The sequence below is a fragment of the Candidatus Woesearchaeota archaeon genome (assembly GCA_030651375.1).
In the GTDB taxonomy this organism is placed as follows: domain Archaea; phylum Nanobdellota; class Nanobdellia; order Woesearchaeales; family UBA12501; genus JAUSFM01.
The window spans coordinates 14,954-40,572 of sequence record JAUSFM010000015.1 but is presented as its reverse complement, the minus strand read 5'-3'; the positions used below and the strand labels follow the sequence as shown (position 1 = coordinate 40,572).

At 46.4% G+C, this 25,619-nt stretch carries 23 protein-coding genes and 1 pseudogene; 11 read left to right on the top strand and 13 right to left on the bottom strand.

The genetic code is table 11. The features are described from left to right. Positions 1–4: 4 nt before the first annotated feature. Positions 5–175, bottom strand: a complete 171-nt coding sequence (locus Q7R76_05165) for a hypothetical protein (protein MDO8642938.1) — start codon at positions 173–175, stop codon at positions 5–7. Between Q7R76_05165 and Q7R76_05160 the strand changes: the two genes are divergently transcribed. After that, positions 161–1,237 carry an mRNA surveillance protein pelota gene (locus tag Q7R76_05160; protein ID MDO8642937.1) on the top strand — a complete coding sequence of 359 codons (1,077 nt, stop codon included), beginning with the start codon at positions 161–163 and terminating at the stop codon, positions 1,235–1,237. The two genes, Q7R76_05165 and Q7R76_05160, sit on opposite strands and share 15 nt — an antisense overlap. 53 nt (positions 1,238–1,290) lie before the next feature. Here the strand turns inward: Q7R76_05160 and Q7R76_05155 are convergent, their stop codons facing one another. Further along, the gene (locus tag Q7R76_05155) at positions 1,291–2,772 is read right to left on the bottom strand and encodes a CoA-binding protein (GenBank protein ID MDO8642936.1); all 1,482 of its coding nucleotides are present in this window, start codon (positions 2,770–2,772) and stop codon (positions 1,291–1,293) included. Positions 2,773–2,810: 38 nt separating this feature from the next. After that, positions 2,811–3,443 carry an acetate--CoA ligase family protein gene (locus Q7R76_05150; protein MDO8642935.1) on the bottom strand — a complete coding sequence of 211 codons (633 nt, stop codon included), beginning with the start codon at positions 3,441–3,443 and terminating at the stop codon, positions 2,811–2,813. A gap of 365 nt (positions 3,444–3,808) precedes the next feature. Between Q7R76_05150 and Q7R76_05145 the strand changes: the two genes are divergently transcribed. The 3 genes from Q7R76_05145 to pheT all read left to right on the top strand — a co-directional run bounded on the left by Q7R76_05145 (position 3,809) and on the right by pheT (position 8,001). Continuing rightward, a complete protein-coding gene (locus Q7R76_05145) occupies positions 3,809–4,612 on the top strand; it encodes a helix-turn-helix domain-containing protein (GenBank protein MDO8642934.1) in 804 nt (267 codons plus the stop codon). Positions 4,613–4,748: 136 nt separating this feature from the next. Next, positions 4,749–6,344, top strand: coding sequence for a phenylalanine--tRNA ligase subunit alpha (locus Q7R76_05140; GenBank protein MDO8642933.1), 1,596 nt, complete (start codon positions 4,749–4,751; stop codon positions 6,342–6,344). Position 6,345: 1 nt separating this feature from the next. Further along, a complete protein-coding gene (pheT, locus tag Q7R76_05135; GenBank protein ID MDO8642932.1) occupies positions 6,346–8,001 on the top strand; it encodes a phenylalanine--tRNA ligase subunit beta in 1,656 nt (551 codons plus the stop codon). Positions 8,002–8,213: 212 nt separating this feature from the next. Here pheT and Q7R76_05130 read toward each other — a convergent pair. Continuing rightward, a pseudogene (locus Q7R76_05130) lies at positions 8,214–8,369 on the bottom strand (50S ribosomal protein L14e). A 5-nt stretch (positions 8,370–8,374) separates the two neighbouring features. After that, positions 8,375–8,656, bottom strand: a complete 282-nt coding sequence (locus Q7R76_05125; GenBank protein MDO8642931.1) for a 50S ribosomal protein L34e — start codon at positions 8,654–8,656, stop codon at positions 8,375–8,377. A gap of 140 nt (positions 8,657–8,796) precedes the next feature. Here Q7R76_05125 and Q7R76_05120 point away from each other — a divergent pair, with 140 nt between their 5' ends. Continuing rightward, positions 8,797–9,384 (top strand): hypothetical protein, encoded by a 588-nt coding sequence (locus Q7R76_05120; GenBank protein ID MDO8642930.1) that lies wholly within the window; start codon positions 8,797–8,799, stop codon positions 9,382–9,384. Between the two features lie 3 nt (positions 9,385–9,387). Here Q7R76_05120 and Q7R76_05115 read toward each other — a convergent pair whose 3' ends face one another. From Q7R76_05115 to Q7R76_05100, 4 genes are all read right to left on the bottom strand, one after another. After that, entirely contained in the window at positions 9,388–10,266 is an 879-nt protein-coding gene (locus Q7R76_05115; GenBank protein ID MDO8642929.1) for a translation initiation factor eIF-2B subunit, read from the bottom strand. 44 nt (positions 10,267–10,310) lie between these two features. Continuing rightward, positions 10,311–11,540, bottom strand: coding sequence for a CARDB domain-containing protein (locus tag Q7R76_05110; GenBank protein MDO8642928.1), 1,230 nt, complete (start codon positions 11,538–11,540; stop codon positions 10,311–10,313). A gap of 131 nt (positions 11,541–11,671) precedes the next feature. Then, entirely contained in the window at positions 11,672–11,887 is a 216-nt protein-coding gene (locus Q7R76_05105) for a hypothetical protein (protein MDO8642927.1), read from the bottom strand. A gap of 86 nt (positions 11,888–11,973) precedes the next feature. Further along, positions 11,974–12,771 (bottom strand): helix-turn-helix domain-containing protein, encoded by a 798-nt coding sequence (locus Q7R76_05100; GenBank protein MDO8642926.1) that lies wholly within the window; start codon positions 12,769–12,771, stop codon positions 11,974–11,976. A 192-nt stretch (positions 12,772–12,963) separates the two neighbouring features. Here Q7R76_05100 and Q7R76_05095 point away from each other — a divergent pair, with 192 nt between their 5' ends. From Q7R76_05095 to Q7R76_05080, 4 genes are all read left to right on the top strand, one after another. Beyond that, positions 12,964–13,092, top strand: coding sequence for a hypothetical protein (locus Q7R76_05095; GenBank protein MDO8642925.1), 129 nt, complete (start codon positions 12,964–12,966; stop codon positions 13,090–13,092). 369 nt (positions 13,093–13,461) lie between these two features. Next, the gene (locus Q7R76_05090; protein ID MDO8642924.1) at positions 13,462–14,709 is read left to right on the top strand and encodes an ORC1-type DNA replication protein; all 1,248 of its coding nucleotides are present in this window, start codon (positions 13,462–13,464) and stop codon (positions 14,707–14,709) included. Continuing rightward, positions 14,702–16,222 carry a DNA-directed DNA polymerase II small subunit gene (locus Q7R76_05085; GenBank protein ID MDO8642923.1) on the top strand — a complete coding sequence of 507 codons (1,521 nt, stop codon included), beginning with the start codon at positions 14,702–14,704 and terminating at the stop codon, positions 16,220–16,222. The genes Q7R76_05090 and Q7R76_05085 overlap by 8 nt, the downstream gene beginning before the upstream one ends. An 8-nt stretch (positions 16,223–16,230) precedes the next feature. Then, complete coding sequence (locus Q7R76_05080) at positions 16,231–19,842, top strand: DNA polymerase II large subunit (protein ID MDO8642922.1); 3,612 nt, start codon at positions 16,231–16,233, stop codon at positions 19,840–19,842. A 40-nt stretch (positions 19,843–19,882) separates the two neighbouring features. Here Q7R76_05080 and Q7R76_05075 read toward each other — a convergent pair whose 3' ends face one another. Then, positions 19,883–20,287, bottom strand: coding sequence for a translation initiation factor IF-2 subunit beta (locus Q7R76_05075; protein MDO8642921.1), 405 nt, complete (start codon positions 20,285–20,287; stop codon positions 19,883–19,885). 93 nt (positions 20,288–20,380) lie between these two features. Between Q7R76_05075 and Q7R76_05070 the strand changes: the two genes are divergently transcribed. After that, positions 20,381–21,232 carry a stage II sporulation protein M gene (locus tag Q7R76_05070; protein MDO8642920.1) on the top strand — a complete coding sequence of 284 codons (852 nt, stop codon included), beginning with the start codon at positions 20,381–20,383 and terminating at the stop codon, positions 21,230–21,232. A 44-nt stretch (positions 21,233–21,276) separates the two neighbouring features. Here Q7R76_05070 and Q7R76_05065 read toward each other — a convergent pair whose 3' ends face one another. After that, positions 21,277–21,975 (bottom strand): hypothetical protein, encoded by a 699-nt coding sequence (locus Q7R76_05065; GenBank protein ID MDO8642919.1) that lies wholly within the window; start codon positions 21,973–21,975, stop codon positions 21,277–21,279. Positions 21,976–22,075: 100 nt separating this feature from the next. Between Q7R76_05065 and Q7R76_05060 the strand changes: the two genes are divergently transcribed. Further along, positions 22,076–22,831, top strand: coding sequence for a helix-turn-helix domain-containing protein (locus Q7R76_05060; GenBank protein MDO8642918.1), 756 nt, complete (start codon positions 22,076–22,078; stop codon positions 22,829–22,831). Positions 22,832–22,844: 13 nt separating this feature from the next. Here the strand turns inward: Q7R76_05060 and Q7R76_05055 are convergent, their stop codons facing one another. Together Q7R76_05055 and Q7R76_05050 are read right to left on the bottom strand one after the other, a co-directional pair. Next, positions 22,845–23,498 (bottom strand): OB-fold nucleic acid binding domain-containing protein, encoded by a 654-nt coding sequence (locus Q7R76_05055; GenBank protein ID MDO8642917.1) that lies wholly within the window; start codon positions 23,496–23,498, stop codon positions 22,845–22,847. Positions 23,499–23,518: 20 nt separating this feature from the next. Continuing rightward, a complete protein-coding gene (locus Q7R76_05050) occupies positions 23,519–25,546 on the bottom strand; it encodes a minichromosome maintenance protein MCM (protein MDO8642916.1) in 2,028 nt (675 codons plus the stop codon). Positions 25,547–25,619 lie beyond the last annotated feature (73 nt).

The following is a 25,619-nucleotide window of genomic DNA, read 5'->3' as shown; positions in this document are numbered from 1 at the left end:
GCCTTTATAAAATAAATAACTTTTTATATAAATGTTTTTCTATTAATTCTCGGCAAAACAAGGCAATCAACGCAAAAACAGGCGCAATCACTCCATTCGGGACAAAAGCAAGCAGAAGTGAGGCAAAAACAAAACTCACCTGCCTTACTCTCCCCTCACGATGAAAATTATTCATTCTCACCTCAAACAGGGTACGGTTAAGGTACAGGTTGACAACCTCAACGACCTCTGGTACCTCAACACAGTTATCGACGAGGGAGACATTCTTGCAGGCACCACGCTACGCAAGATAAAAATAGGCGGCGAAACTGACCGGAATGCTGCAGTGGTCAAAAAGCCGGTGTTTCTTAGCATCAAGGTGGAAAAAATAAGTCTTGAGGGCGATGCGCTTCGGGCCAATGGCATTATTATTGAAGGGCCTGAAGATGTGAGCAGAGGCTCGCACCACACTTTTGCTATTGAAGAGCACACTATTGTCAGCATCATCAAGCCAGTATGGCACCAGTTTCAGCTGCAGCGGCTCAAGGAAGCAACCGAGGACCACGGCCCAAAAATTCTCCTGTGTGTCGTTGACCGGGAAGAAGCATACCTTGCACAGCTCAAACATTTCGGCTACCAGCTTCTCGTGAAACTGACTGGTGATGTTGCTAAAAAAGCAGGCGCGGGCGCAGGGGCAACCGAGTCGAAAAAAGAATTTTATGGAGAAGTCATCAACGCGATTAAAGAATACGATGAGCGAAACAAGTATGACAGCATCATCCTTGCCAGCCCGGCATTCTGGAAAGAAGAACTCGCCGTGCGGATTACCGACGAAAAACTCAAGCACAAAACCGTGCTTGCGACCTGCTCATCAGTTGATGAAACTGCTTTTAATGAAGTCATCAAGCGACCTGAGGTGATGAGCGTGCTGAAACAGGACCGCGTGGCAAAAGAAATTGCACTGGCTGAAAAAGTGCTCGAAGAGATTAGCAAGCAAGGAAAAGTAACCTACGGATTCCGTGATGTAAAAAATGCCGTTGCGCAGGGTGCGGTGGAAACCGTGCTCGTCACTGAAGATTTTATCAGAACAGCCAAAGAGCACAAAAAATACGACGAAGTGGACGCGGTGCTTCGAAGCGCAGAGAACATGAAAGCCACCATCAACCTTATCAGCTCATCCCACGACGGCGGCAAAAAGATTGACGGCCTCGGTGGCATCGCCGCGCTGCTGCGGTATAAGTTGGAGTGGAACCAGTGAAAATGAGATTCGCCGATTTTTGAGAAACTAATTAATTTAGTTATTCAATTTACTTATTTCTTCGCGAGCCGTTCTCCGCGCAGTATCAGCATCTTCATTGCTTTGACGGCGCGGTGCACGTCGGAAAAGTCAGGAATGCCATTTTGTTCGAGTACATGGAGCGCATCTTTGGAAAAGCGATTCATGAAGCCGACGGTGAGCACGGGCTTGCCGCTGTGCGCATTGCGCGCTTCAGCAACCACGCGTGCAACTTCGTCAACCGACGACATTGCCTGCAGAGTATGCACGACGATAACGCCCTGCACTGATTCTTGGTCAAGCAACACTCCGAGAGCTGCGCGAAAACTCTGCGGCTGGGCGTCATCGCCCAGATCAAGCGGATGAGATGGGATGAACTGGTGTGTGGCAAACGGTGCGAGAACCGCGCCAAGCTTTTTCATCACTGCATCTTTCAACTGCACAAGATGCACGCCATGGCGCTCTGCGGCATCAGCAGCAAGCACTGCTGCAGCGCCGCTATTCGTGACAACCGCAATGCTGTTTTGCGCCGATGGCTGGGAGGCAGCGGTTTTGGCAAACTCAAACAATTCTTCGACGGTGTGTGCTTCAATCACGCCGGCTTGTTCAAACGCAGTATGATACAAAACAGGATTTCCAGCGTTAATGCCGTGGTGACGGGCAACTGCCGCAGCGCCTGCATGGGTAGCACCGCCTTTGAGCACAATAACGGGTTTCACTTTGGATAATTGTTCGGCAACAGCGAGAAGTTTTCTGCCGTCGCGGCATCCTTCTAAGTAGAGCGCGATGGATTTTGTTTCGAGATCGTCAGCAAGCCACGCCATGAGGTCTGATTCGTCGATATCAGCAGCATTGCCATAGCTCACCACACAGCTGAAACCATATCGTTTTGCAGCGGGACTGGCGAGTATGGTGTTTGCGAGAGAGCCGGACTGGCTCAGGAACGCGATAGAACCAGAGGATGGCATGGTGGCAGCAAAGCTGGCGTTCATGTTGATGAACGGTCGAATAACGCCCATGCTGTTGGGGCCGAGCACACGCATCTTTGCCTGCCGTGCAATCGCAAGAACTTGTTCTTGGAGTTTTTTTCCAGCGTCGTCAGTTTCACCAAATCCTGCAGCGAGAATGGTTGCCACCTTGACCTGTTTTTTCGCGCATTCTTTGATAACAGAAAGGACTGATTTTGCCGGCACGCACAGGACAGCGGCATCAACCAATTCGGGAATGTCAAGCACGCTTTTGAAGCATTTGTAGCCGAGAATAAATTCAGTGGTTGGATTGACTGCAAACAGCGCGCCGCTGAAGGCAACTCCGGTTTCGCTCAAGAAGGCGCCGCCGCGCGCGAGGCTTTTCAGCACCGCGTACCCTGCAGATTTTTCATGGGACGACGCGCCGATGACAGCGATGCTGCACGGCGCAAAAAGCGCAGTGAGATGGTCAGTGTTCGCGCCGCTGATGGTCTGCTTTTTTTCTTGTTTTTCCAGTTTTTCCTTGTCTGTTTTTTGTTTTAGTGCCATGGGAATCAGTCGGTGGAGTAGTTCGGTTCAGCATTCATTTAGCATTCAAACAATTTTGCATCAACAACCTCGATGCCAGCGCTCGTGAAAAAGACATCCACGGCCAGGTCAAGGTGCTGTTCTGCGCCGCAGCGTGAAACTTTTACCAGGAAATCAGCAAGAGAAGCAGGTGGTGTTGGCACTGCTGCGGCCATTGCTTCAGCATGTTTCTTGTCCAGCGGCGCAAAACCAGTGGCCATGTGTGCAATGCCCAACGGCTCCAGTTCAGTGCAGCATCCCGCGCCGACGCCGGCACCAATCTGCACCACAGCACCAAATTGGGCATCATGCCGGACAACGACAATGAGGAACTGCCCAGATATATGCTTCTGCACCAGGATACCCTGCACTTTTGCATTGGGCTTCTTTTTTTTGAGATTCTTGAGCAGCGTTTCATGTATTTTGTCGAAGAGTTCGGGAGAATCAACCGTCTGCACCACACCAACGGCGCTCATGCAGGGAATATCCTTGGAAATCACCTTCAAAACAACCGGAAAACCGAACTTGCTGGCTGCGCTGCGCAGTTTTTCCTTGGCTGCGCTGCTGAAACCTGCTACCAGTTCCGCTTTGGGGGTTTTGAGGGCGTATTTTTTAAGAAATTCCTCGGTTTTGGCAAAGTCAATCATTCGCATGGAGAGCCGGAAATGATTGAATCTTTTATATTTTGTCATTTCAAAAACTGTTTTCCCTGCAGAGGTAACAAAATGCCAACAAAAAAGAGAGTATCACAAACCACGCACCGGATAGTGTATGATTCAACGCGCCCATTAGAAGAGAAGAAACTTTTTATACAGACTGATTTTTATTCACCAGTAGGCACACAACACTTATAAAAGAGCATAAAAAGCCGAGAATCCACTCGCCAGTAAAAACGCGAGCCCCTCAGAAAAGTGTTGTGTCTGAAAAAAAGTAAAAAAGCGTAACATATATTAAGTAGTAGCACCGTAGTAGCTACTAACACACAATAACGGTTTATAAAAAAGAGGGGGGTTAGACAATGATCGTCAAAGAAGAATTTTTAAGCAAGCTCCGCCGATACTTCGCACTCAATCTCTATGAAGTTAAAATCTGGACAGCGCTGCTCTCTCGCGGTGTTTCGACTGCTGGTGAGCTTTCTGACATTGCTAATGTTCCACGAAGTAGAAGTTATGATGTTCTTGAAAGCCTTGAGAAAAAAGGATTTGCCATAACCAAGCTCGGCAAGCCGATAAAATATATTGCAGTCGCTCCTGAAGAAGTTGTTGAGCGCGTCAAGAAAAACATGAAAGTTGAAGCAGACGAGCGTGTCAAACGGCTTGAAGAGATGAAAGGCACCGATGTGCTTGAAGAGCTCAAGACACTCCACACCCAAGGCATTGACCTGATTGAGCCAACTGATCTTTCTGGCAGCCTGCGCGGCAGGCACAACCTTGACAATCATCTTGAACTCACAATTAGAAACGCAGAAAATTCCGTAACCCTGATGACCACGGCAACTGGCCTGATCCGCAAGGCAGAAGGCCTCAAGTCAACCTTTGAGCGCCTGAAAAAGCGCGGTGTAAAAATTAGAATTGCGGCGCCACTTACCAAAGAATCTTCCGAAGCAGTCAAGGATCTGCGCAACCTCGCGGAAATCCGCAATGTTGACAGCAACGCGCGATTCTGCATTGTCGACGGGAAAGAACTTATTTTCATGGTGCTGGATGACAAGGACGTGCACCCGAGCTATGACCTCGGCATCTGGGTCAACTCGCCATTCTTCGCCCGAACCATGGAAAGCCTGTTTGACACGGCATGGCGAGATATGAAGCCGATTAAGTAAATTATGCACATTTTTTATTTTTATTCTCTCTTTTTTAAATGCATACTAAGATAGAAATGGGCATAAGTAAAAATATTAAAAATCAGGACAAAAGTATATAAACAACCGCCTGCCCCACCGTTTCCACGGGGAAACCATGAAAACCGACGCCAGCACCGAAGACATAAAAGAAATAAAAAAGATACTTGGCCAGCTCCACCTCTTTGAGCGCAAAGTACTGCCGATTCTTGCGGAACATGAAACCTTAGGAATTGAGCAGCTGGCAAAAATCGCAAATCTTGGAGAAACAGAAACTGTTCGCGCGCTCCAGTGGCTTTCAAACAAAGAGCTGGTTACGCTCACGAGCAGCGAACGGGAAATGGCAGAGCTGGACAGCAACGGCCGGCTGTACACCAAAAAAGGCCTTCCTGAAAAACGATTTCTTGCAGCACTGACAGAAGCCGAGAAAAAAAAGAAAGAACTCACCTTAACCGATATTCCTGAAGCAGCAGGCCTCACCAAAGAAGAAGTGCAAGTCTGCATCGGCCTGCTGAAAAAAAAGGGTGCCATTGAATTGAAGCCGGGCCTGAAACTGACAATCACCCCCAACGGAAAAAAACTGGGGACGCAGGAAACCATCGAAGAAACATTCCTAAAAAAACTTGAGCACGGCAAAGACATTGCACAGTTCACGCCGGATGAAAAAGGATTCTACGAACAGTTCAAGCAGCGCAAGTTTGTTATCAAAACAATCCTGCGCAAAGACAAAACCACAACGCTCACTGCATTGGGCAAAACAGTTGCACAAGCAGACGCAGTGCTGGGCATAACCAAACAAGCAGTGGTTGACCGGCTTACTTCTGAAGCAATTACCCAGGGCACGTGGAAAAAAAAGAATTTTCGTGGTTATGATGTTGCAATCAATGTGCCTACCATCAGCGGAGGGAAAAAACATTTCGTCACCCAATCAACCGAGTACATCAAAAAAATATGGCTTGATTTGGGATTTAAGGAAATGACCGGCAATTATGTGCAAACATCGTTCTGGAATCTTGACGCGCTCTTCATTCCGCAAGACCACCCGGCGCGGCTCATGCAGGATACTTTTTTTATCGGGCAGGAAACATTTACCCGCGGAAAGCTTCCCCCTATCAGCGAAAAGGTCAAGGCAGTGCATGAGCACGGCGGCACAACCGGCAGCAAGGGCTGGCAGGCGCCTTGGAGCCCTGAAGAGGCAATGAAGGTGCTGCTCCGCACGCATACAACGGTGTTGAGTGCACTGAAACTTTCCCAGCTCAAAAAACAAGACTTGCCGGCAAAATTCTTTGCCGTTGGAAAGGTATTCAGAAACGAGGCGCTCGACTGGAAACACCTCTTTGAGTTCCACCAAGTGGATGGTATTGTTATTGACCCTGACGCAAACCTGAAGCACCTGAAAGGATACTTAAAATTATTTTTCAGGAAAATGGGATTTCCAGACGCGCGCATACGCCCGGCGCACTTTCCGTACACTGAACCAAGCTGTGAAGTTGATGTCTGGCACCCGGTGAAAAAGGAATGGATTGAACTGGGTGGTGCAGGAATTTTCCGGCCTGAAGTCGTGGTACCGCTCCTCGGCGAAGATATCCCTGTGCTTGCATGGGGACTGGGGCTTGAGCGCATTATCGCAGATTACTACCAGTTTACTGATATTCGCGACCTGTACGCAAATGATATAAAAAAACTACGCAATGTGAAGGTGTGGATGAAATAACATGCCAACCGTAACCCTCAACCGGAATGTGTTTGAAAAGCTTGTGAGCAAGAAGCTCCCGCTCGAGAAACTCAAGGAGCGCATCTCAATGATCGGCACTGACCTTGAATCAGTGACTGACACCGAGATTCACGTCGAAGTGTTTCCCAACCGACCGGACTGGCTGTCTGAACAAGGATTCGCGCGCTCGTTTTCTGCGTTCATCGGCGAAAAAACAGGGCTGCGCGAATACATGGTAAAGAAGAGCGGCCTGAAAGTTGTTGTTGACAAAAGTGTGGCCATGCGGCCGTACACTGCCTGTGCCATTGTCAAAAAACTCTCATTCAACGACGAGCGCATCCGCGAGATCATGCAGGTGCAGGAAAAGCTCGCCACCACGCATGGCAGGAACCGGAAAAAATCAGCGTACGGATTGTACCCACTAAACACTATTAATTTCCCGATTCAATACATTGCAAAAGACCCACACGAAGTCATGTTCCAGCCGCTCGGCTTTCCGAAGAAAATTCCTGCAAGTGATGTTGAGGAACTCCATCCAAAAGGAAAGGAGTACAAACATATTGCCCAGGGCTGGAAAAAATATCCATTTTTTATTGACAACAAAAATAATGTGCTGTCTATGCTCCCCTACACCAATTCGAACGACACTGGAAAAATAGACGAGACAACCACTGAAGTGTTTATCGAATGTACCGGCACCGACTGGAACAACGTCAGCGTCGCGCTCAATATTTTTGTCACCACGCTTGCCGATATGGGCGGCGAAATATACAGCATGGACATCGTGTATCCGGATAAAACGGTTACGACGCCCGATCTTACACCGGAAAAGATGAAGGTTGACCTTCCTTACATCAACAAACGCCTCGGCCTCACACTGAAGGAAAAAGAAATCAAGGAACTACTTGAACGCATGGGCTTTGGCTATGAAAAAGGCAACGCGCTGATCCCCGCGTATCGCGCTGATATCATCCACAGTGCTGACCTTGTCGAAGATGTTGCCATTGCGTACGGCTATGAAAATTTTGAAGAAAAAATACCTGCGGTCGCAACCATTGCAGAAGAAGACTCCTTTGAAGTATTCAAAACAAAAGTCGTTGAACTTCTTATTGGGCTGGGATTGCTTGAGACAAAATCATATTCGCTTATTGATGAAAGTACGCAAACAGCCCAGTGCCTGCTTGCGGCTGATGAAAAAAAGGTCGTCAGTATCATTGACCCTGTCAGCCTTGAGTATAACTCGCTCCGGTTCTGGCTTGCGCCCAGCATTCTGCAGGTGCTCCAGCGCAACATCGGAGCAGAATACCCTCAGCGTGTGTTTGAGATTGGGCGCGTGTTTAAGCACGGAGACACTGAAACCGGTGTTGAGGAAACTGAACGCGTCTGTATCGCAACGACCCACGGCAAGGCAGATTTTACCGAGATAAAACAGATTGTCGAGTATCTTCTGAGCCAGTTCGGATTGAAGGGAGAAACACGCGAAACCGAACATGGCACCTTCATCCCCGGCAGGGTCGGGCGCGTGCGGGTCTCGGGTGTTGATATTGTGTATGTCGGAGAAATACATCCTGAAGTGCTGAACAAGTTTAAGCTGGAAAATCCAGTGGCGCTGTGTGAATTAAATTTGACCGAACTGTATAAGATACTGAAAAGATAAAAAATTAATTTAAAAAAAGAGTGGTAAAAAATTAAGAATTACGCAGTTTTCGCTTTTGATTTCTTGTCTTCCCGTGCGTGTCGCGCGGTTTCTTTTTTCTCGACCGCTTTCTTTGGTTTGGTGTTCAGCACGGGAAGATGCAGCTTCTTGAATTCTTTTTCAACATCCGTGTGAGAAGCACCTTTTTTGAGAGGAAGAATGTTAGGCAATGCCTCGAGGTGAATTGTGTTGCATTTTCTGCGCCGCGTCTGGCCATCAACCAGCACGGTGTGACTGTCAACCGAGTCAACCACAACACATGTTGCACCGGCATCCCTGCCGGCAATCTTGACGCACACGCGCCCCACTGAAAATACATCGTTGCTCATGAGTATCACTCGGTAAGTTTCATACTGCGCGCTTTTGCGACCATCACGCTGCGCATGCAGCGCGTGCAGAGCACACCGCCAAAGGGCCGTTCAGGACGCTTGGAAGATTTTGACATGTTCTGCATCTTCCGCGGCGTTGCGCACGCAACACCTGGCAACACCAGTTTACAGGAACCGCACACTGCTTTGGAGGGCTTGCGCTTTTTGTAGAAGAGCCGCGATACTCCGCTCGGCACGCGCTGAAAAACCCGGCGGTAGGTGTGTGATTTTCTGCTTCCTGCTGGCATATCCTTTCGGAAAAGGAGCCCTTTTATAAAGCTTTTGATGAGATGCAATAAAAAAGCCCTTTATAAATAAAATGACGAAAGGTTTAAAAACAGAGGAATCCATAAAAGAACCTTCCTACATTTATAAATAGGGAGGCAGCATGAATCCATCAAACCAGCTCGTGGAAAATATCATTAGAAAGGTTGCAGGAGAGGAAACGCTACCCTTGTACCGAGCGTTACGGAATAAAATCAATGTGTCTGAATTTCTCCTCGCTATCAAACTCAAGGAAGAGATTAACGTAGTGCGCAACAAGCTCTATCGGCTCTACCACGCAAACTTGGTCTCTTTCACCCGCAAGAAAGACAAGCAAAAAGGATGGTATATCTATTATTGGACGTTTAATAACCGTCGCATCAAGTTCCTGACGAGCCACCTCAAGCGTGAACTGTTCGAAAAGCTCACTGAGCAGGCTCGGAAAGAGAAAAGCAGCCATTTCTTTATGTGCCACAGCAAGTGCATGCGGCTCACCTTTGACCGCGCGGTTGATTTTAATTACAAATGCCCGGAATGCGGTGGATTGATGGAACAGGTCGATAATGCAGAAAAAATACGCGGATTAGAACAGGAGATAGAGCTGTTACGCCGTGAGATTGAAAAAAAGAAACCAGCACTGGCAAAAACTGAAAAAAAGGAAAAAAGAGACGTTGGTGCGCCAAAAAAGAAACTCAAGAAAAAGCGGCGCTAAAATTTAGACGAGCCAAGGATATGCTTTCTTCACTTTTTTTATGAACACCGGCAAGCGGTGGATGCCGAGCTCTGAAATAATGCCGGCGATGTGCTTTCCGTCAATCGCATCAAACGCAGGGTTGTGTACGTGAACGCCGCGCGGCGCGCGCGCCCACACTTCGGCAGGATTGCGTTCTTCAACAACTTCTTTTTTTCCACGGATGATTGCTGGATCAAATTTTAAGGCGCATGTGCAAATATAGAGTGGAATCTGATGGGCATGGGCGTATTCACCCACGAGCGATGAGCCAACTTTGTTGTATACAACAGTTGGCGTGATTGCATCGGCACCGAGAAACGCGACGCTGCTTTTGAGCATTGCTGTTTTCACGGCATCGTCATCGTAATAGTCAACGTGAATGCCGGAATGGGTGAGTTCTGCTGCTGTTTTTCTTCCTTGGAGCAGAGGGCGTGTTTCAGTGTTGCATACACGAATTTTTTTTCCTTTCTTGTGCGCTGCAATGAAAAGGTGGGTGACGGTTGAAGAATGGCAGTGGGTGTAGAGGGTTGCGCTTGTTTTTATTTTTTTCAGGCCGTGCGCAATGGTTTTCTGTTCTGCTGAAGAAAAATAGCGCTGTGCCCATTGCCGTGCGTGGCTGAATGTTTTTTTATTTTTTGTATGGGTGAGAAGGTAGCGGAGAATGTTTCGTAATGCCGGCTCGGTGGGCCGTGTTTTTGTGAGAAGAAGCGCTGCTTGGACAAGATTTTTTTTGAGGTTTTTCTCGGTGCTCATTGCAGCAACGAGGGATAGACCATCTACTGCTGCTTTCGCGACATTCGTGGCGCCTTGAATCTTGAGAGATTTGATGTCAGTGAGAATTTTTTTAAAGCGGTGAAGCATAGAACTGTTTAGGAAGAGAGCGTATAAAAAGTTTGTGAAGAGAATTATTTCTTAAACACAAAATAAGCCAATGCAGATAATTCGCCCAGCACCAAGAATGAGCCGATAATAATGCTCGCAATGAGCCAAGGTGTTGCAGTAGTATCTTCGACCGGAACTTCTTCTTTTGTTATTTTCTGCTGTGAACGGATGAGCTGAACGTCGTCGCTTGGTTCAGTCGGCTGGCCAACCGCTGCACGCTGTTGCGGAACATAATTGTAATTTGTTGCTGAAGGCAGCGACGCGGAACTAACATCAGTAAAGGCCAGTTTGCTCACAATGCGATCGCATTTCTTTTGAGCCGTGTCTGCCTTATTGTTTGCTGATACATACTCACTGCGGTCGTAGGCGGTGTTGCCGTCACGCAGTGCCTTGCGGGCATCGGTGAGTGTGCTGGCCTGCCGGTTAACTTCATTGCGGTCGAAATTAACCAGTGCATTGTTGCTCAACGCGGTGCGCGCATGGTCAATAGACGTTGACGCATCAGTGCACTGATCATCTGCGTCGCGCAGTGCTGTCCGCGCCTCGGCGCGAGTCACACTATTGTCCTGGGGTGGGGCATTGTTAGCTGGAGGGTTATTGATAGGAGGATTATTTGCAGGAGGAGAAACATTGTTTTGGTTATCGGCAGGAGGATTATTTTCCGGAGCAGGTGGTACTTCTGCAGGTGGAACTGGTTGTACCACAATGCGGATGCTGCGCGTGTTGTTTGTTTCTCTGCTTTCTTGAATCAGGTTGAATGGATCTGCCTTTAATTGCAATGAGATTTCTCCTGCAGCAGTAAGCTGAACGGATTTGACCACCATTCTGCTTTCACCGGGTTGAATGAAGTCTGCAACGCCGTCCCAGAATTGGTTAAGCTCGCGAGGAACTGCTGGCCCAAGATTTTGGCCGTTCATGAAAAAAGCGTAATTTAGCGGCACAGAAAACATACCGTTGTTTTTGATGGTGCCGATAAGGGTGACATAGTCTCCAACGTGTGTTCCTGCCGGTGCTTCGAATCTGAAAATATCAACAGCAAGGTCGCGGATAAAGAGTGGTTGTGGGTTAGGATTAATGTCGGAATAGGAAGATGGAGGAAGAACGTTTCCTTCTGCATACGGATTGAATATCTCATCATATTGGTGAAGGTCAATGACTGCGCCAGCGGGAACAAGAAAGTCGTTGCCGAGGGCTGCTACGGGCAGGCTGAACAACACTGCCAGAACAATAAGGATAAGGGATTGAAGCTTCATAGTCTTGAAAGTAGATAATCAATACTATATAAACCTTTCGTTATGTCAGTACTCGAAAGTAGTTTAATTTTGAGTATGGATAAAAAGAGATAGAACTAACTAAGTATCAAAAAACAAAAAAGAAGACAAATTTATCTCTTCTTATTTTTTATGTAGTGCTCGATCTTGCGTTCGGCGCGCTCAATCTTGACCTCTTCCTTGAAAATTTTGTCGCTTAAGGTCATGAGCGTCAGGTCAATGCGCGCAATTCTGCGTTCGAGCAGAACCAAAATGCGGAGACTATAGACAATCGCGGCGAGCGTACCGAGGATAATGGCGAGAATGACTCCACTAAGACTTAGTCCCATATAATCACCTGCTTTTTCTGTATTATGAGAAGTGGAGTATAAAAAGTTTATGAGTTTATTTCAAGAAAATATGTGTCGTTTTGATTTTACGCCTGTGCGTTCTTCCATTCAAGCTCGAAGTATTTTTCAAGCGTTGTTGCAAGAACTTCAGAATGTATCCACACTGCACAATCATAGGTTGGGTGCACTTCTTTGTCAGCAAGTAACGAAAAGCATGCTTGTTTGCCGTCGATAGCACAGAACCGTGAATTTAATGATTGAACAAATCGAATATCAGCATATTGTTTCAGGTCTTTGGCTGCCTGTTTCACTTCATTGGTTGCAGGAGTAAGAATGCGTATCTTGATGCCCTTGCCTTTTGCCTTGCGCAGCGAAGAAGCAAGCGCTTTTGCCTTGCGTAGGAACCCTTCAGAAGTTGTGGCGAGCACAACAGACTCGTTGGCATTTTTGATAATCATATCAAGATGGTTGTAAAAAGAGTTGCGGCCCTTGAGGCAGCCGGAAAGGTCGGTCGGCTCGATAAGGTCAACACCTTGAGTGTGGAGCACTTTTAATTCTTCAAGTGTTTTTGAGCCTTTGAGTTCGTCGAGCATCTGCACCTGTGTTTCAGAGTCTTCCTTGACGTGTTTCTTGACTCTCTCGACAACTTCTTCAGGCGACACGGCAACATATTTAATGGGCTTGCCGAGCTTCATTATGATAAATCCCTTCTTTTCAAGGCTTTCAAGAACATCATAACTTCTGCTTCTTGGAACGTTGGCAATGTCAGAAAGCTCACCAGCAGTCGAAACACCACGGCTTAACAGGGCTGCCCAGAGCTTGCTCTCATAGCTGTTCAGCCCGAATTCCTTCAGTTTTGATAAAAATTGCTTTTGGAATAACATAGTATCACTTGTTGGTTAAATGTGAAGTATGAAAAAGGGGGGAGATATATAAACCTTTCCATTTTGAGTATTGTGGAGTGATAACAAATAATGGTTTTTGTTTGTTTTAGTACCCAACAAGGAAACAAACCACCACTAAAGACCCTGTGTCCCCTTGATTTCGTATGGAAATATGAAGAGGGAAGGAAAGGTATGAAAGAGAGGAAGGAAGGGAAACAAAAGCAAAGAAAAGAGAAAAGGAATGGAAAAGAAGGTGGAAAACAAATGAAAAATGGGAGAAAAAGAAAGAGTAAAAAAGAACAAAAAAGGAAAAGAAAATGAAAAGAAAACAAAAAAATAAAGAATAAAATAGATATAAATATATATATAAATAATTACTATATAGAAATATTATATATAAGCTTAAAAGTACTTTTATTATGTTTTAATATGGTTTTATTATTTTAAATATTTTCATACTTTTTTAATAACTAGCTTTAAAAAAATAAAACCTAATTACTATCACTTTGAAGACAAAACAACAGTCGCCATTTTTTCTTAAATCCGTTTTCAAACAAGCAAGCAAACACCGCTAAATACCAAACAACAAACCATTTAAACTCCCCCACCACCCCATCTCATTCTCCATAGGAAACAAAGGGGTCAGGGGAATGGGGGGAAATAAAAGTAAGGGTGGTTGGGGTGGTAGGTGTGATAGACAAAGAACAGGAACCGACAGAGCCATGTACTGATAGTCTTTTTACCTCTTTTCTGGGCAAAACATCTATTTTTAAGAACAAAAAAGTCTTCCAATACAACCACACCCCTGACAACATTCCCCATCGGCAGGACCAAATCAAACAAGTCGCAAACATTCTCGCGCCAACCCTTCGCCTGAACAAGCCGTCAAACCTATTTATTTATGGTAAAACAGGCACTGGTAAAACACTCACTGTTCTCCATACCACCCAATCCCTCAAAAAAGTTGCCCAACAGCAAAACATTCCAATAACTATACTTTACTTCAACTGCAAGCTCAAGCGTGTTGCCGACACCGAATACCGGCTTATTGCCCAGCTCGCGCGCGAATTCGGCAAAGAAATACCTGTTACCGGCCTGCCAACTGATGAAATCTACAAAACATTTTACACTGTTCTTGATGAAAAAGAGCAAATTGTACTTATCATTCTCGACGAAATCGACCAACTCGTCAAAAAAGTTGGTGATGAAATTTTATACAACTTCACCAGAATTAATGCCGAGCTCAAAAAGGCGCAGTTATCCCTCATCGGCATTTCCAACGACCTCATGTTTGTTGACTCCCTTGATCCGCGTGTCAAATCATCGCTCTCTGAAGAAGAGCTCGTCTTTCCACCGTACAACGCTCTGCAAATTCAAGACATTCTCCGCGAGCGCGCAGCAGACGCATTCAACGCAGGCGCCATTAGTGCAGGCGTCATAGAAAAATGCGCAGCCCGCGCAGCCCGCGAGCATGGCGATGCACGCATGGCGCTGGAAATGCTGCGAGTGGCAGGAGAAATCGCCGACCGTACCAATGCACCATGCGTCACCTTGGAACATCTCGATACTGCTGAGGAAAAAATAGAAAAAGAGCGCGTCATGGACCTCATCATCACTCACCCCCGCCAGTTCCAGTGCGTTTTTTATGCTTTGTTAAAACTGTTCAAGCAGACCAGCCAACCAGCGCTCACTGGTGAAGCATACCAGCTCTACCAAAAACTGTGCGCCATAGCAAAGCTCCGCCCGCTCACTCAGCGGCGCTTCTCCGACATTGTCGGCGAACTTGATATGCTCGGCATCATAACCGCCCGTGTGACATCCAAAGGAAGATACGGGAGGACAAAAGAAATTCTATCATCCCTTGCGCCTGATCTCCAGCAGCGAGTTGTTGACGTGCTGGAAAAAGAACTCGGCATCACCGGTGGTACCCATGGATAACAGCACCACAAAAAAAATTGTTACCTACCTACTGAACAAAAAAATTTTAGTGGCTCCCGACCTCATTCAAACCTTGGGTTCAGCATCAACCTGCCCTGCAGATTTGCTCGGCCTTTTTTCAAATGACCATGAGCGGGAATCGTTTCTCGAGTACATCACTCCCCACCTTCCTCTTCCTGTGGTGCAAATGCATCATCACCCGATAGTGTCGTTAGTGTCGCCACCGCATGCTCCGCTTCAGCACGCAGACCAGATCCGCGCACCCCAATGCAAAATCATTTTCACGTATACTGGTGAAACCAAAAAGCGCACGGTGGAAGATTTTGTCTCCTTTTACACCAAGCGCTACGAATCGCTGCGAGGAATTCTGCAGGTACGAAAAGAGCTTGAAGACAGCCTTTCCATCAGCCGCGTGCTGGCAAAAAATGAGAAAGAGAAGGCAAGCATTATCGGGATGGTCAAGAGCAAGGCAGAGACAAAAAACAAAAACATCATGCTTGAGCTTGAAGACCCGACCGGCATCATCAAAGTAATTCTCAACAAAACCCGGCCCGATCTTTTTCGTGTTGCGAAAGAAATTTTTCTTGATGAAGTTATCGGGATTACAGGCAAGACTGGGAATAAAATTATTTTTGCAGACAATATTATTTATCCTGACATTCCCCATCGCGAGCTGAAAAAATTAGACTATGATTGCGGCGCGGTGTTTACCTCAGACCTTCACATTGGAAGCAAGCAATTTCTTGAAGAATCATTTCTCCGGTTCATTAGCTGGCTTAATGGGGAAGAGGGTGACGAGCACCAGCATGAGATGGTAAAAAAACTCAAATATGTTTTTCTGCTCGGTGATGTGGTCGATGGTGTTGGGGTATACCCTGGGCAAGAAGAGGATCTTGCCATTCGAGATGTGTATGCCCAATATGAGCAGCTTGCTACCTACCTTAAAAAAATCCCACCTCATCTCCGCATCATTATCTGCCCGGGAAACCACGATGCAGTGCGCCTTGCCGAACCCCAGCCGGTGCTGAGTAAAGAATATGCTCCTACACTTTATACCCTGCCGAATGTGACGCTGGTTAGCAGTCCCTCTTTCATTCGGCTTGAAGAGTCAGATACCTTTTCCGGCTTTGATATTCTCGTGTATCACGGCTGCAGTTTTGATTATTTTATCGCTGAATCAAATGCGATTCGCGAAGCAGGCGGCTATGACCGCGCTGATCTAGTGATGACCATGCTGCTCAAGCGCCGCCACCTTGCGCCAACCCATAATGCAACTCAATCTATTCCTGATCCGCAGTGCGATCCCATGGTGATTGAGAAAGTGCCTGACTTTTTTACCGTTGGCCATCTGCACAAGGCAACCGCAGCGCAGTACAAGCACGTGACGCTGATTTGCGCAAGCTGCTGGCAGGGCAAAACCGCGTATCAAGAAAAAGTAGGCCATATTCCTGACCCTGGCAGAGTTTTTTACGCAGATTTGCGCACGCGCAAAATAAAAATCCTTAAATTTTGAGCAACCCCATGCAACCTATCCCCCCGCAAGAACCTGCAAGTCCGGAAATGAAAGCGTATCTAGAAGAGATTGAGGTACAAACTGGCGAGGCCTACGTTGTTGCGCAGAAAGCGCGTGAAAAAGGGTTTGACCCTGAAAAAAAAGTCGACATTCCCATTGCCCACAACATGGCTGAACGCGTCGAGGGTATTGTTTCAGCGGCCGCACCTGAGATCGTTGGTACTCGTATGACTGCGCGAATTCTTGAGCTCGAAAAACAATACGGTGCCGGCGCATGGGAAGTTGCACTGCTCATTGCAAAAGAAGTTGCCCAAGAAAAATTCTGTAGCTTCTCTGACAAGAAAAAGGCAATGGAAGTCGGCATCCGTACTGGCATGGCCTACAGCACTGCAGGCATTGTCGCCGCACCATTAGAAGGATTTATTGAATTGCGCATCAAAAAAACAAGCGCAGGCAAAGAATACTTTTCTGTTTTCTACGCCGGCCCAATTCGAGGGGCAGGAGGTACGGCTGCATCTGTTTCAGTGCTCATTGCCGATTATGTGCGAAAACAAATGGGCTATGCACCATTTGACCCAACTGAAGATGAGATCAAGCGCTATGTTACTGAAGTGCGTGATTATCACGAGCGCATCACCAACCTTCAATATTTTCCATCAGAGCAGGAAATTGAGTATTTAGTTCGCCGCATTCCCGTTGAGATAAATGGTGACCCGACTGAACAGCTTGAGGTCTCAAACCATAAAGACCTGCCCCGTGTTGAAACTAATCGGATTCGTGGTGGCGTGTGTCTGGTGCTTGCTGAAGGCATTGCGCAAAAAGCGCCCAAGCTCTGGAAGCGCCTCCAAAAATGGGGCGCTGATTTTTCTCTTGAGTGGGATTTTCTGAAAGATTTTCTTGAGTTGCAAAAATCAATCAAGGCAGAGAAAAAACAGGACAAGAAAGAACAGCCAACCACCGGCATAAGCCCCAATTATGTGTATATCAAAGACTTGGTTGCAGGCAGGCCTGTGCTGACGCATCCCATGCGGCACGGCGGCTTTCGCCTGCGCATGGGCCGAACACGCACGTCCGGATTCAGCGCAACCGCGTTGCATCCAGCAACCCAAATTATTCTCGACAGTTACATCGCGGTTGGCACCCAGCTCAAGGTTGAGCGGCCGGGCAAGGCAGCATCCGTCACCGTATGCGACACCATTGAAGGGCCAATTGTCAAGCTCAAAAATGGTGATGTGGTGCGTTTGTTTAGTATAGCAGACGCCAAGGCGTGCAATAAAGAAGTTGATAAAATTCTTTTTCTTGGCGACATTTTGTATAATTATGGTGACTTTTCAGAAAATGGCCACGTGCTGGTGCCCGTCGGGTATTGTGAAGAATGGCATGTGCAAGATGTGGAAAAGGCGTGCAGCGAGAAACTTGACGTTACACCGCTCGAAAAACAAGCAGGATTGATTCGCTATTCTTCAGCCGTATATGAGAAAATTGCAGCACACCTAAACGTATCTCTTGAAGAAATCAGTTCTTTTTTTGAAAATTATTTTCTGTTCCGGCCATCTGCAGCAACAGCGCTTGCCCTATCATCCGGCCTTGGCGTGCCGCTCCATCCGCTGTATACTTGGCATTGGGGCGCATTGAGTGGTGAAGAATTTGTCAAGCTTGGACGTTGGCTTTCTTCAGGAAAACTGCACAAAACAGAAGCGGGGGATATTGATAAAATCATTCTCCTGCTTAAACAAGAAGAAAAAGCGCTGCTCGAAAAAATAGGCCTGCCCCACAAACAAACCCCCGACCATATTGTTATTGAAAAACAGCAGGCAACTATTTTATTGGCCATGCTTTTGCTCGATGAATCGTTTGTCGAGCGGCTTGGCAGTATTTCAGGTTCAGGTGTTTTGGCAGGATCGGGGCTTGATATGCTCAATACCCTCTCTCCTTTCACTGTGAAGGACAAATCCGGCACCTTTATCGGCGCGCGCATGGGCAGGCCAGAAAAATCAAAAATGCGAAAACTCACCGGTTCTCCTCATCTCTTGTTTCCAGTCGGCGATGAAGGCGGTAGGCTGCGGAGTTTTCAGGCAGCAATTGCAGAAAAAAAAGTTACCGGGCAATTTCCTTTTTTTACTTGTGTGCAGTGTTCAAAAGAAACAATCTACTCCTTTTGCGAAACATGCCGTGAGCCAACCAAACAGCTCTACTTCTGCAAAGAGTGCGGGCCGAAAGAAAAACCACGCTGTCCGCCGCATGGCCCGTGCACGTCTTTTTATCAGCGTCCTATTGATATCAACCATTATTTTCAATCAGCAGTCAGCCTCTTGGGCTTGACCAACTATCCTGATCTGATTAAAGGAGTGCGCGGCACAGCAAACAAAGACCACACACCTGAACATCTTGCCAAAGGGATTCTCCGTGCAAAACATGATATCTATGTCAACAAAGATGGAACCACACGCTATGATATGTCGGAGCTTCCGTTGACTCATTTCAAGCCGTGTGAAATTGAAACTCCTCTTTCCCAGCTTAAAAAAATGGGGTATGTTAAAGATATTTTTGGCAAGTCCCTTGAAGATGCCGAGCAAATTCTTGAACTAAAGCCCCAAGACCTTATCATCCCGAGCGGCAGCGATTCGATGGAACTTCCCGGTGATGAAGTGCTCTTCCGCATTGCAAACTTTGTTGACGAATTGCTTCAAACTTTTTACAAGCTTCCACCGTTCTACTGCCTGAAAGAGCCGCGGGATATCGTTGGCCATCTCGTTATCGGGCTTGCACCACACATCTCTGCAGGCATTGTCGGCAGAATCATCGGCTTTTCAAAAATCCAAGGGCTGTATGCGCATCCGCTCTATCACGCTGCCATGCGCCGTGACTGTGACGGCGACGAAGCGTGTATCATGCTGCTCATGGATGCGCTGCTCAATTTTTCGCGGCAATTCCTGCCAGATGCGCGCGGCTCACGCACCATGGATTCGCCGCTTGTTCTCACCATCCGGCTGGTGCCGTCCGAAGTTGATGACATGGTCTTGGGACTGGATACAGTAACTGGATATCCCCTTTCACTCTACGAGGCAGGTGCGCAGTACAAAAAAACAGGAGAGATTGATATCGAGCAGTTGCGGAAACGGCTTGATACTCCGCAACAATATGAAAACATCGGATACACCCATCCGATAACTAATATCAATGACGGCGTGCGCGTCTCGGCCTACAAAATTTTGCCATCCATGGAAGAAAAGCTACGGGGCCAGATGCTCTTGGCCGAGAAAATAATTGCAGTCGATGAAACCGATGTCGCGACGCGGGTGATTGAGAAACACTTTATCCGTGATATCCGCGGAAATCTCCGTAAATTTTCCATGCAGGAGTTCCGCTGCGTGAAATGCAATGAAAAATTCAGGCGGCCGCCGCTGATTGGCAAATGCACCGTCTGTAAAGGAAATTTGTTGTTCACGATTTCCGAAGGGTCGATTGTAAAATATCTTGAGCCCTCGTTAAGCCTTGCGCGAAAATATAATGTTCCGGTCTATGTGCGACAAAATCTTGAATTGACCAAACGCAGGATTGAAGAAGTTTTTGGCAAGGACAAAGAAAAACAATCAGGGCTGGGGGCGTGGTTTGGATGAATATAAACTATAAGTATGAATAATATGGTCGGTATCTACTTCAAACTCCCTTTATAGGATGCTTGCTGCCGCAGGCCGTGCATTTGAGAAGCGTCACATCTTTTTCTTTCTCAATATTCGTGTCGGGCTTGCCGCAGTCGCCGCACAGCACATATTCATCTGCATATTTTTGGAGTTTTTCATTAATCTTTGCCGATGCCACCTTGGTTCCAAGCATGAGCATACCGCTGCGCACATCGCCGGGTGTTGCAAGCTCTTTCAGCAAAAATTTGAGCACGTGTTCCGGCTTTCTGCGGAAGTAGCTACACATCTGGAGAAAATTACTGATGACTGTTTTGTTTCCCTGCAAATATCCTTGTGCTTTTGGCATCTCAAAACGGTGCTTTTCCGCCACAATCTGTGGCATTTCACCTTCTGCCTTGGTAAGCATTTCTTCGTATTCCATAGTTCTTTCGTTTTTGCCGGAGCTATATAAATCTTCCTTTTATCTTGCTTTTTATTCAGAAACTTTATAAACTAATTTCCTCTTGAGAATTGTATGGTTTTAGAGTCTCTCATCACACCTTACACCGCGGAAAAAAAGCCATGGGAGATGGTGTTTCTCGGCATCCTCTTTTCAACGGTTGCACTCTTCATCAGCATCCAAATTTTTGAGACCATGGCAGGGCTCATCGCTGTTTTTTTAACGGTGTTTGCGTGTGTGCCGCTTTTTTACAACACCATGAAATTTGAAGAGCAGAAAGATCTTCTGCCTCTGCCGGAGCGAAAACTTCTGAGGGAACACGCGCGTGCGTTGACGTTTTTCATGTGTCTTTTTCTCGGTACGGTTATTTCATTTGTCGCGTGGTACCTTTTTTTGCCAACTGAGGTAAGCCAAAAGCTGTTCGAGATTCAAATTACCACCATCAAAAACATCAATGCCCATTCAGTTTTAGGCAGCCTCACCTCGGTTGACTTGTTCAATAAAATATTTTTCAACAACATCAAAGTGCTTATTTTCTGCATTTTGTTTTCTTTTTTCTACGGCAGCGGCGCGATATTTATTCTAACATGGAACGCTTCAGTTGTTGCCGTTGCCATTGGCTCGTTCATTAAGAAAAATCTTGCCTCTGCAGTTTCATCGCTTGGCCTTGCAAAAATTACTGGATTCGCCGGCGTGGTGTCGTTTGGGTTCATGCGCTATCTGTTTCATGGCATCCCGGAAATTCTTGCCTATTTTATCGGCGGGCTTGCCGGCGGAATTATTTCTGTTGCCGTCATCCAGCACGATTTGTCGTCGGACAACTTCGAGCGCATTGTCTTTGACGCTGCCGACCTGGTACTGATTGCAGTTGCCGTGCTGTTTGTCGCCGGGCTGTTAGAAGTGTATGTGACACCAATTATTTTTTGAGAAATTTAATTAATCAAACAAGACAAGGAATAACCAACAGAAGATCAATCTGTTTTTAGTTCTCCCACTAAACATACTTGTTCTGTTACAATATACCTATGTCCTGTTAATTGTTTATCAGACGTTAACCTCAATCCCCACTCTAATGCCGTTTCTCTACTCGGCTGGTAGATCGTGGCGACACGCGAAACTAATGATTGTCCTGATAGGGCTCTGGAAAAGTCAACAATCTGGTGAGGGGTTATACCAAAACTACGCTGGAATTCCTCAACAATCTCGTTGTTTGACGGCAATTTCGTTTCGAGGTCTTTCCAAATAATATGGTTTTCATAAAGGGGACTATCCTGCACTCGCCGATAGCCAGGAAATTCTTTTTCTATGTCAATAGGGAAATCAGGTACTCCTTCAGTAATCACTCGCTCAACTTCAAAATTACCTCGTAAACCATGCTGTTTCAACAGGTCCATCCCTGCTAAAACCTTTTTTTTAGCTTCTTCAAAATCAGGCGTTTTTACCGTGGTCATCCATCCTGGCTCATCCAAATCATGTCCTGTTGGGGGTGTACACATCACATGCTCATACATTTCATCACCTAAAATATTGTACACGTTTAAAAAGAATTTACTCTTTGGTAATCCTGCTTCTCTGAGATCCTCAAATATCCGACGTGCTACTTCTGCGTCTGTTTTTGGTCCTGCTATGTGGACTTCAAATAATCCGTTTGTATTTTTTTCTGAGCACATTTTAGTTTTTTATCCCTTTTTAGTAAAAAATTATTCATAAACTATATAAGTCTTTGTTGTCTTTTTTCAGACAGCAAGATTTATATACAGGTTATTGTTTATGCAGCGTATGGATTTACATCAAGGTCTTAGAACTGTCGGCCTTAGCGACGGTGAGAGCAAGATATACCTTGGGCTCCTCAAATTAGGATCCACCACCGTCGCAAAAATCACCAAAGAAGTAAAGATACACCGAACCAATGTGTACGATTTTTTAGAAAAATTACTTGCAAAAGGCTTGGTCAATTTTGTTATTAAAGGGGGAGTTAAGCACTACAAAGCCACCCACCCCCACAAGCTTGTCGATTATGTTAAAGAAAAGGAACATATAGTGACTACTCTCCTCCCTGATCTGGCAAAGTTATCTGATTTTTCAAAAGACCAGCTGGTGGTGGAAGTGTACGAAGGGGTTGAAGGAGTAAAAACCCTGCTCAATGATGTTCTCAGGGAAGGGAAAGACAAAGTCATTTTCGGAATAGATGAAACAATGTTCCAAAAAAAACTAGGACCCTTCATGGACTGGTATTTCAAAGAAGAGAAAAAAAGAGGATTTACCGAACGAATCCTTACTCGAGATGATGTTACATTTGTGTATGATTATCCCACTGTATTTTATCGGTATTTGCCCTCAGAATCATTTAATCCAACTCCCACCTATGTGTGGGGTGATAATGTTGGCATATTGATCTGGGAACCGTTTACCGTTATCCGTATCAAAAATGCAGCGTTAGCTGATAGTTACAACAAATATTTTGAAATACTCTGGAAACAAGCTAAACAAAAACCAAAATCTGCACTGCTAATCAAGAACAAATAATCTTTATTTTCTTTTACAGCACCTTCACGCGTCCCGGCCGCACCTCAAAAATATCTCCTTGGAGCTGGAGCCGCTGGATAACCATCTGCGCATCTGCGTACCTCCCGATAATTTCTTCCACGTCAACTCCTTCGCCGCTGTCCTTCTGTTTAATGTACTCAATGACTCGTTCGTCAGGATTGCTTTCTTTTTCAACAACAATGTCCGAGGTATTTTCTTTTTGCGCTGCCGGTGCAACGGTCACTGGCCGGGTTTCCAGCTCAAGTTTGCGGAGTTCAACCCATGCGGTATCCTCTATTTTTTTTACAATCTCCGGTGCGATGTACACTTCGCCTCCATATTCGCGCGGCCTGCCAATTACCATAGCTATGGTACCAACGTCAAAATTCTTTGAAAGATTTTTATTTTCAAAAGAACGTACGGTAATCTTCCCGGTTCCGTCGTCAAGTGTGAAAAAATCATAATTGAAAATTTCAGTTGTTGCCTTCGCCACCACCGCACCGAGAATGTTGACACGCGCTACGTCTTCATTGTTGATACGCAGCACATTAGGGTTCCATCCTTCTGCCGCAACATACTGCGCGTCCGTAATTTCCTGAATCCGCACTTTTTTTGCGGGCTGGCGCTGAACAGGCTGTTGGGCAATGTCTTTTATCTCAATCGGCATGATTGCTCCTCAATCGTTTTTCAAATGCGGGTGACAAATCCTTTTTTCGGCTCGAAAATATCACCGGCGCGCTTTAATTTTTCAATAACTTCATCAACCTGTTCTCGGGGAATTCCTTTTTCTTCTGCTGCGCGGATTACTTCTTCTACTGGGACGGTTTTTCCCATAGCCTTTTCCACTTCGCTAATAATCTCTTTCACGATAACAATTCTGTTGCGTTGCGAAGCGCTAATGCCGCTGGTGATTCGGTCTATGTCGATCTTACCGGTTTCTTTGTCGAGGCCAATCTGCCGGAGGCAATAATCAACAAGGCTGATTGCACGCTTGGCATCTTCTCTGCTCACGGTTGCCGAGAGCCGGACTTTTGCGCTGGCTTCAGAAAGCCGGACGAGCGCCTCGAGCTGGCGTGCCGTGATTGGAATAGATTTAATCCCTGCTTCCTCCTGCCCCGTGTTGCGCATGCTGACATAATAATCTTTGATCTCCTCAATGGCCTCATCAGTCAGCTTGGGATGAATGTTTTTTCGTACGTACGCAATGAACTTGCGTAGCATGTCAGTTTCTATTTCAACATCTTCCTTTATTCCCTCCTTGTGGAGGGCGAGGATGAAGCTTGCCATTTTTGCATCATTTTTTGCGTCAGGCAAATCTTTAATCGGAAAAATAAGATCAAATCGGTTGATCAACGTGGGCGGCAGGTCAATTTGTTTTGCAATCATTTCATACGGGTCAAACCTACCGAACTTCGGATTGGCTGCGGCAAGCACGGTTGTTTCGCACCGGAGTGTTGCCTGAATGTTTGCCTTGCTGATGCTGACGGTTTGCTGCTCAAGCGCTTCGTGCATGGCGCTGCGGTCTTCCTTCGACATTTTATCAAGCTCGTCAATCATGACAAATCCGTTGTTTGCAAGAACCAACGCGCCTGCTTCCAGTGCCCATCCCTTGAGAAATTCGTCACGGACAACTGCTGCCGTGAGTCCTGCGCCGGTTGCGCCTTTTCCCGTGACGTAGCGTGATTTCGGCGCAACAACCTGGCTTCGTTTAAGCAGCATTGATTTTCCTGCGCCAGGGTCGCCAATGAGCAGCACGTGCAAGTCTCCTCTGGTTCTGGTGCCGTCTTCTCTTTTTTTATGGCAGCCCCCGACGAGTTGCATCACGATTGCTTCTTTGGTTCTGTCGTGGCCGTAAATCGACGGTGCCAATGAGTACGCAAGTTTTTCATAGACCTGCGGGTCTCCGGCAATCTGTTTTATTCTTGCCTCTTCTTCTGGCGTGATGCCCATTTCAAGAACGTCTTCGTCAATCGGCTGGACATAGTTTGCTTCAACCAGCAAATCGAATCGAATCGACTGGCCGCCTTCTTTCAGCGTGATGGGCACTTCCTTGACTATCCCATTAATGAGAATTTTTGTGCCGGGATTTGTTTTTCGGTCAGTGAGCGGGCTGACAAGGTCTTGTTTTAAAAAAATGTCCATACGCTTCGGCTGGTCGCCGCCGTCGAGATTGTCCGGAGATTCTTCCAGCACAATGCGCTGGGCATCGACCATTTCTTTGCTCAACAGTTTAAATTTTCCTTTTCTTCCACAGCCGCATCGGCTGGGGTCTTTGAATTTGGTATCAAGCTGGAGCACTGAAATAACATTTCCACAGCTCGGGCATTCAAACCGCGCGCTGGTGACTTGGGGGCGGACATCTGATTTTTGTCTGACAATACCATTGACTGACAGAAACCGGCCGACATGTTTGCTCCGGATGTCACGAATCATGACTTTCTGCGTTGAGGGAAGATTCTTGAACCTGATTTTGAAATCCTTTGGCTTGCTCGGAAGATCCAATTCCAAGACTGCCATCTCTGCTGCCTTGATAACTTCTTCCGGATCATCAAGAAGGCTGTCTACCAGTTCGGGGTCAAATTGTGCGAGTTCTCCACAATCAAGGGCAAGGCTTTGGATGCCGGCACTCACATTTTTAAGAAGAAGCGGATAGGCATTACGCTGGATGAATTCCTCAAACCGCCTAATTTGTTCTACTGCCTCGATGTCTACCACCCTCCCTCTGGAGGGAACCGAATGGGGTTTATTAAGTTAATTAGTGTGGAGTTGGTAGATATAATAATAATAA

Coding starts and splice junctions, on each gene's coding strand:
- Q7R76_05160 (MDO8642937.1), top strand. CDS start 161: ATGAAAATTATTCATTCTCACCTCAAACAGGGTACGGTTAAGGTACAG.
- Q7R76_05165 (MDO8642938.1), bottom strand. CDS start 175: ATGAATAATTTTCATCGTGAGGGGAGAGTAAGGCAGGTGAGTTTTGTT.
- Q7R76_05155 (MDO8642936.1), bottom strand. CDS start 2,772: ATGGCACTAAAACAAAAAACAGACAAGGAAAAACTGGAAAAACAAGAA.
- Q7R76_05150 (MDO8642935.1), bottom strand. CDS start 3,443: ATGCGAATGATTGACTTTGCCAAAACCGAGGAATTTCTTAAAAAATAC.
- Q7R76_05145 (MDO8642934.1), top strand. CDS start 3,809: ATGATCGTCAAAGAAGAATTTTTAAGCAAGCTCCGCCGATACTTCGCA.
- Q7R76_05140 (MDO8642933.1), top strand. CDS start 4,749: ATGAAAACCGACGCCAGCACCGAAGACATAAAAGAAATAAAAAAGATA.
- pheT (MDO8642932.1), top strand. CDS start 6,346: ATGCCAACCGTAACCCTCAACCGGAATGTGTTTGAAAAGCTTGTGAGC.
- Q7R76_05125 (MDO8642931.1), bottom strand. CDS start 8,656: ATGCCAGCAGGAAGCAGAAAATCACACACCTACCGCCGGGTTTTTCAG.
- Q7R76_05120 (MDO8642930.1), top strand. CDS start 8,797: ATGAATCCATCAAACCAGCTCGTGGAAAATATCATTAGAAAGGTTGCA.
- Q7R76_05115 (MDO8642929.1), bottom strand. CDS start 10,266: ATGCTTCACCGCTTTAAAAAAATTCTCACTGACATCAAATCTCTCAAG.
- Q7R76_05110 (MDO8642928.1), bottom strand. CDS start 11,540: ATGAAGCTTCAATCCCTTATCCTTATTGTTCTGGCAGTGTTGTTCAGC.
- Q7R76_05105 (MDO8642927.1), bottom strand. CDS start 11,887: ATGGGACTAAGTCTTAGTGGAGTCATTCTCGCCATTATCCTCGGTACG.
- Q7R76_05100 (MDO8642926.1), bottom strand. CDS start 12,771: ATGTTATTCCAAAAGCAATTTTTATCAAAACTGAAGGAATTCGGGCTG.
- Q7R76_05095 (MDO8642925.1), top strand. CDS start 12,964: ATGAAAGAGAGGAAGGAAGGGAAACAAAAGCAAAGAAAAGAGAAAAGG.
- Q7R76_05085 (MDO8642923.1), top strand. CDS start 14,702: ATGGATAACAGCACCACAAAAAAAATTGTTACCTACCTACTGAACAAA.
- Q7R76_05080 (MDO8642922.1), top strand. CDS start 16,231: ATGCAACCTATCCCCCCGCAAGAACCTGCAAGTCCGGAAATGAAAGCG.
- Q7R76_05075 (MDO8642921.1), bottom strand. CDS start 20,287: ATGGAATACGAAGAAATGCTTACCAAGGCAGAAGGTGAAATGCCACAG.
- Q7R76_05070 (MDO8642920.1), top strand. CDS start 20,381: ATGGTTTTAGAGTCTCTCATCACACCTTACACCGCGGAAAAAAAGCCA.
- Q7R76_05065 (MDO8642919.1), bottom strand. CDS start 21,975: ATGTGCTCAGAAAAAAATACAAACGGATTATTTGAAGTCCACATAGCA.
- Q7R76_05060 (MDO8642918.1), top strand. CDS start 22,076: ATGCAGCGTATGGATTTACATCAAGGTCTTAGAACTGTCGGCCTTAGC.
- Q7R76_05055 (MDO8642917.1), bottom strand. CDS start 23,498: ATGCCGATTGAGATAAAAGACATTGCCCAACAGCCTGTTCAGCGCCAG.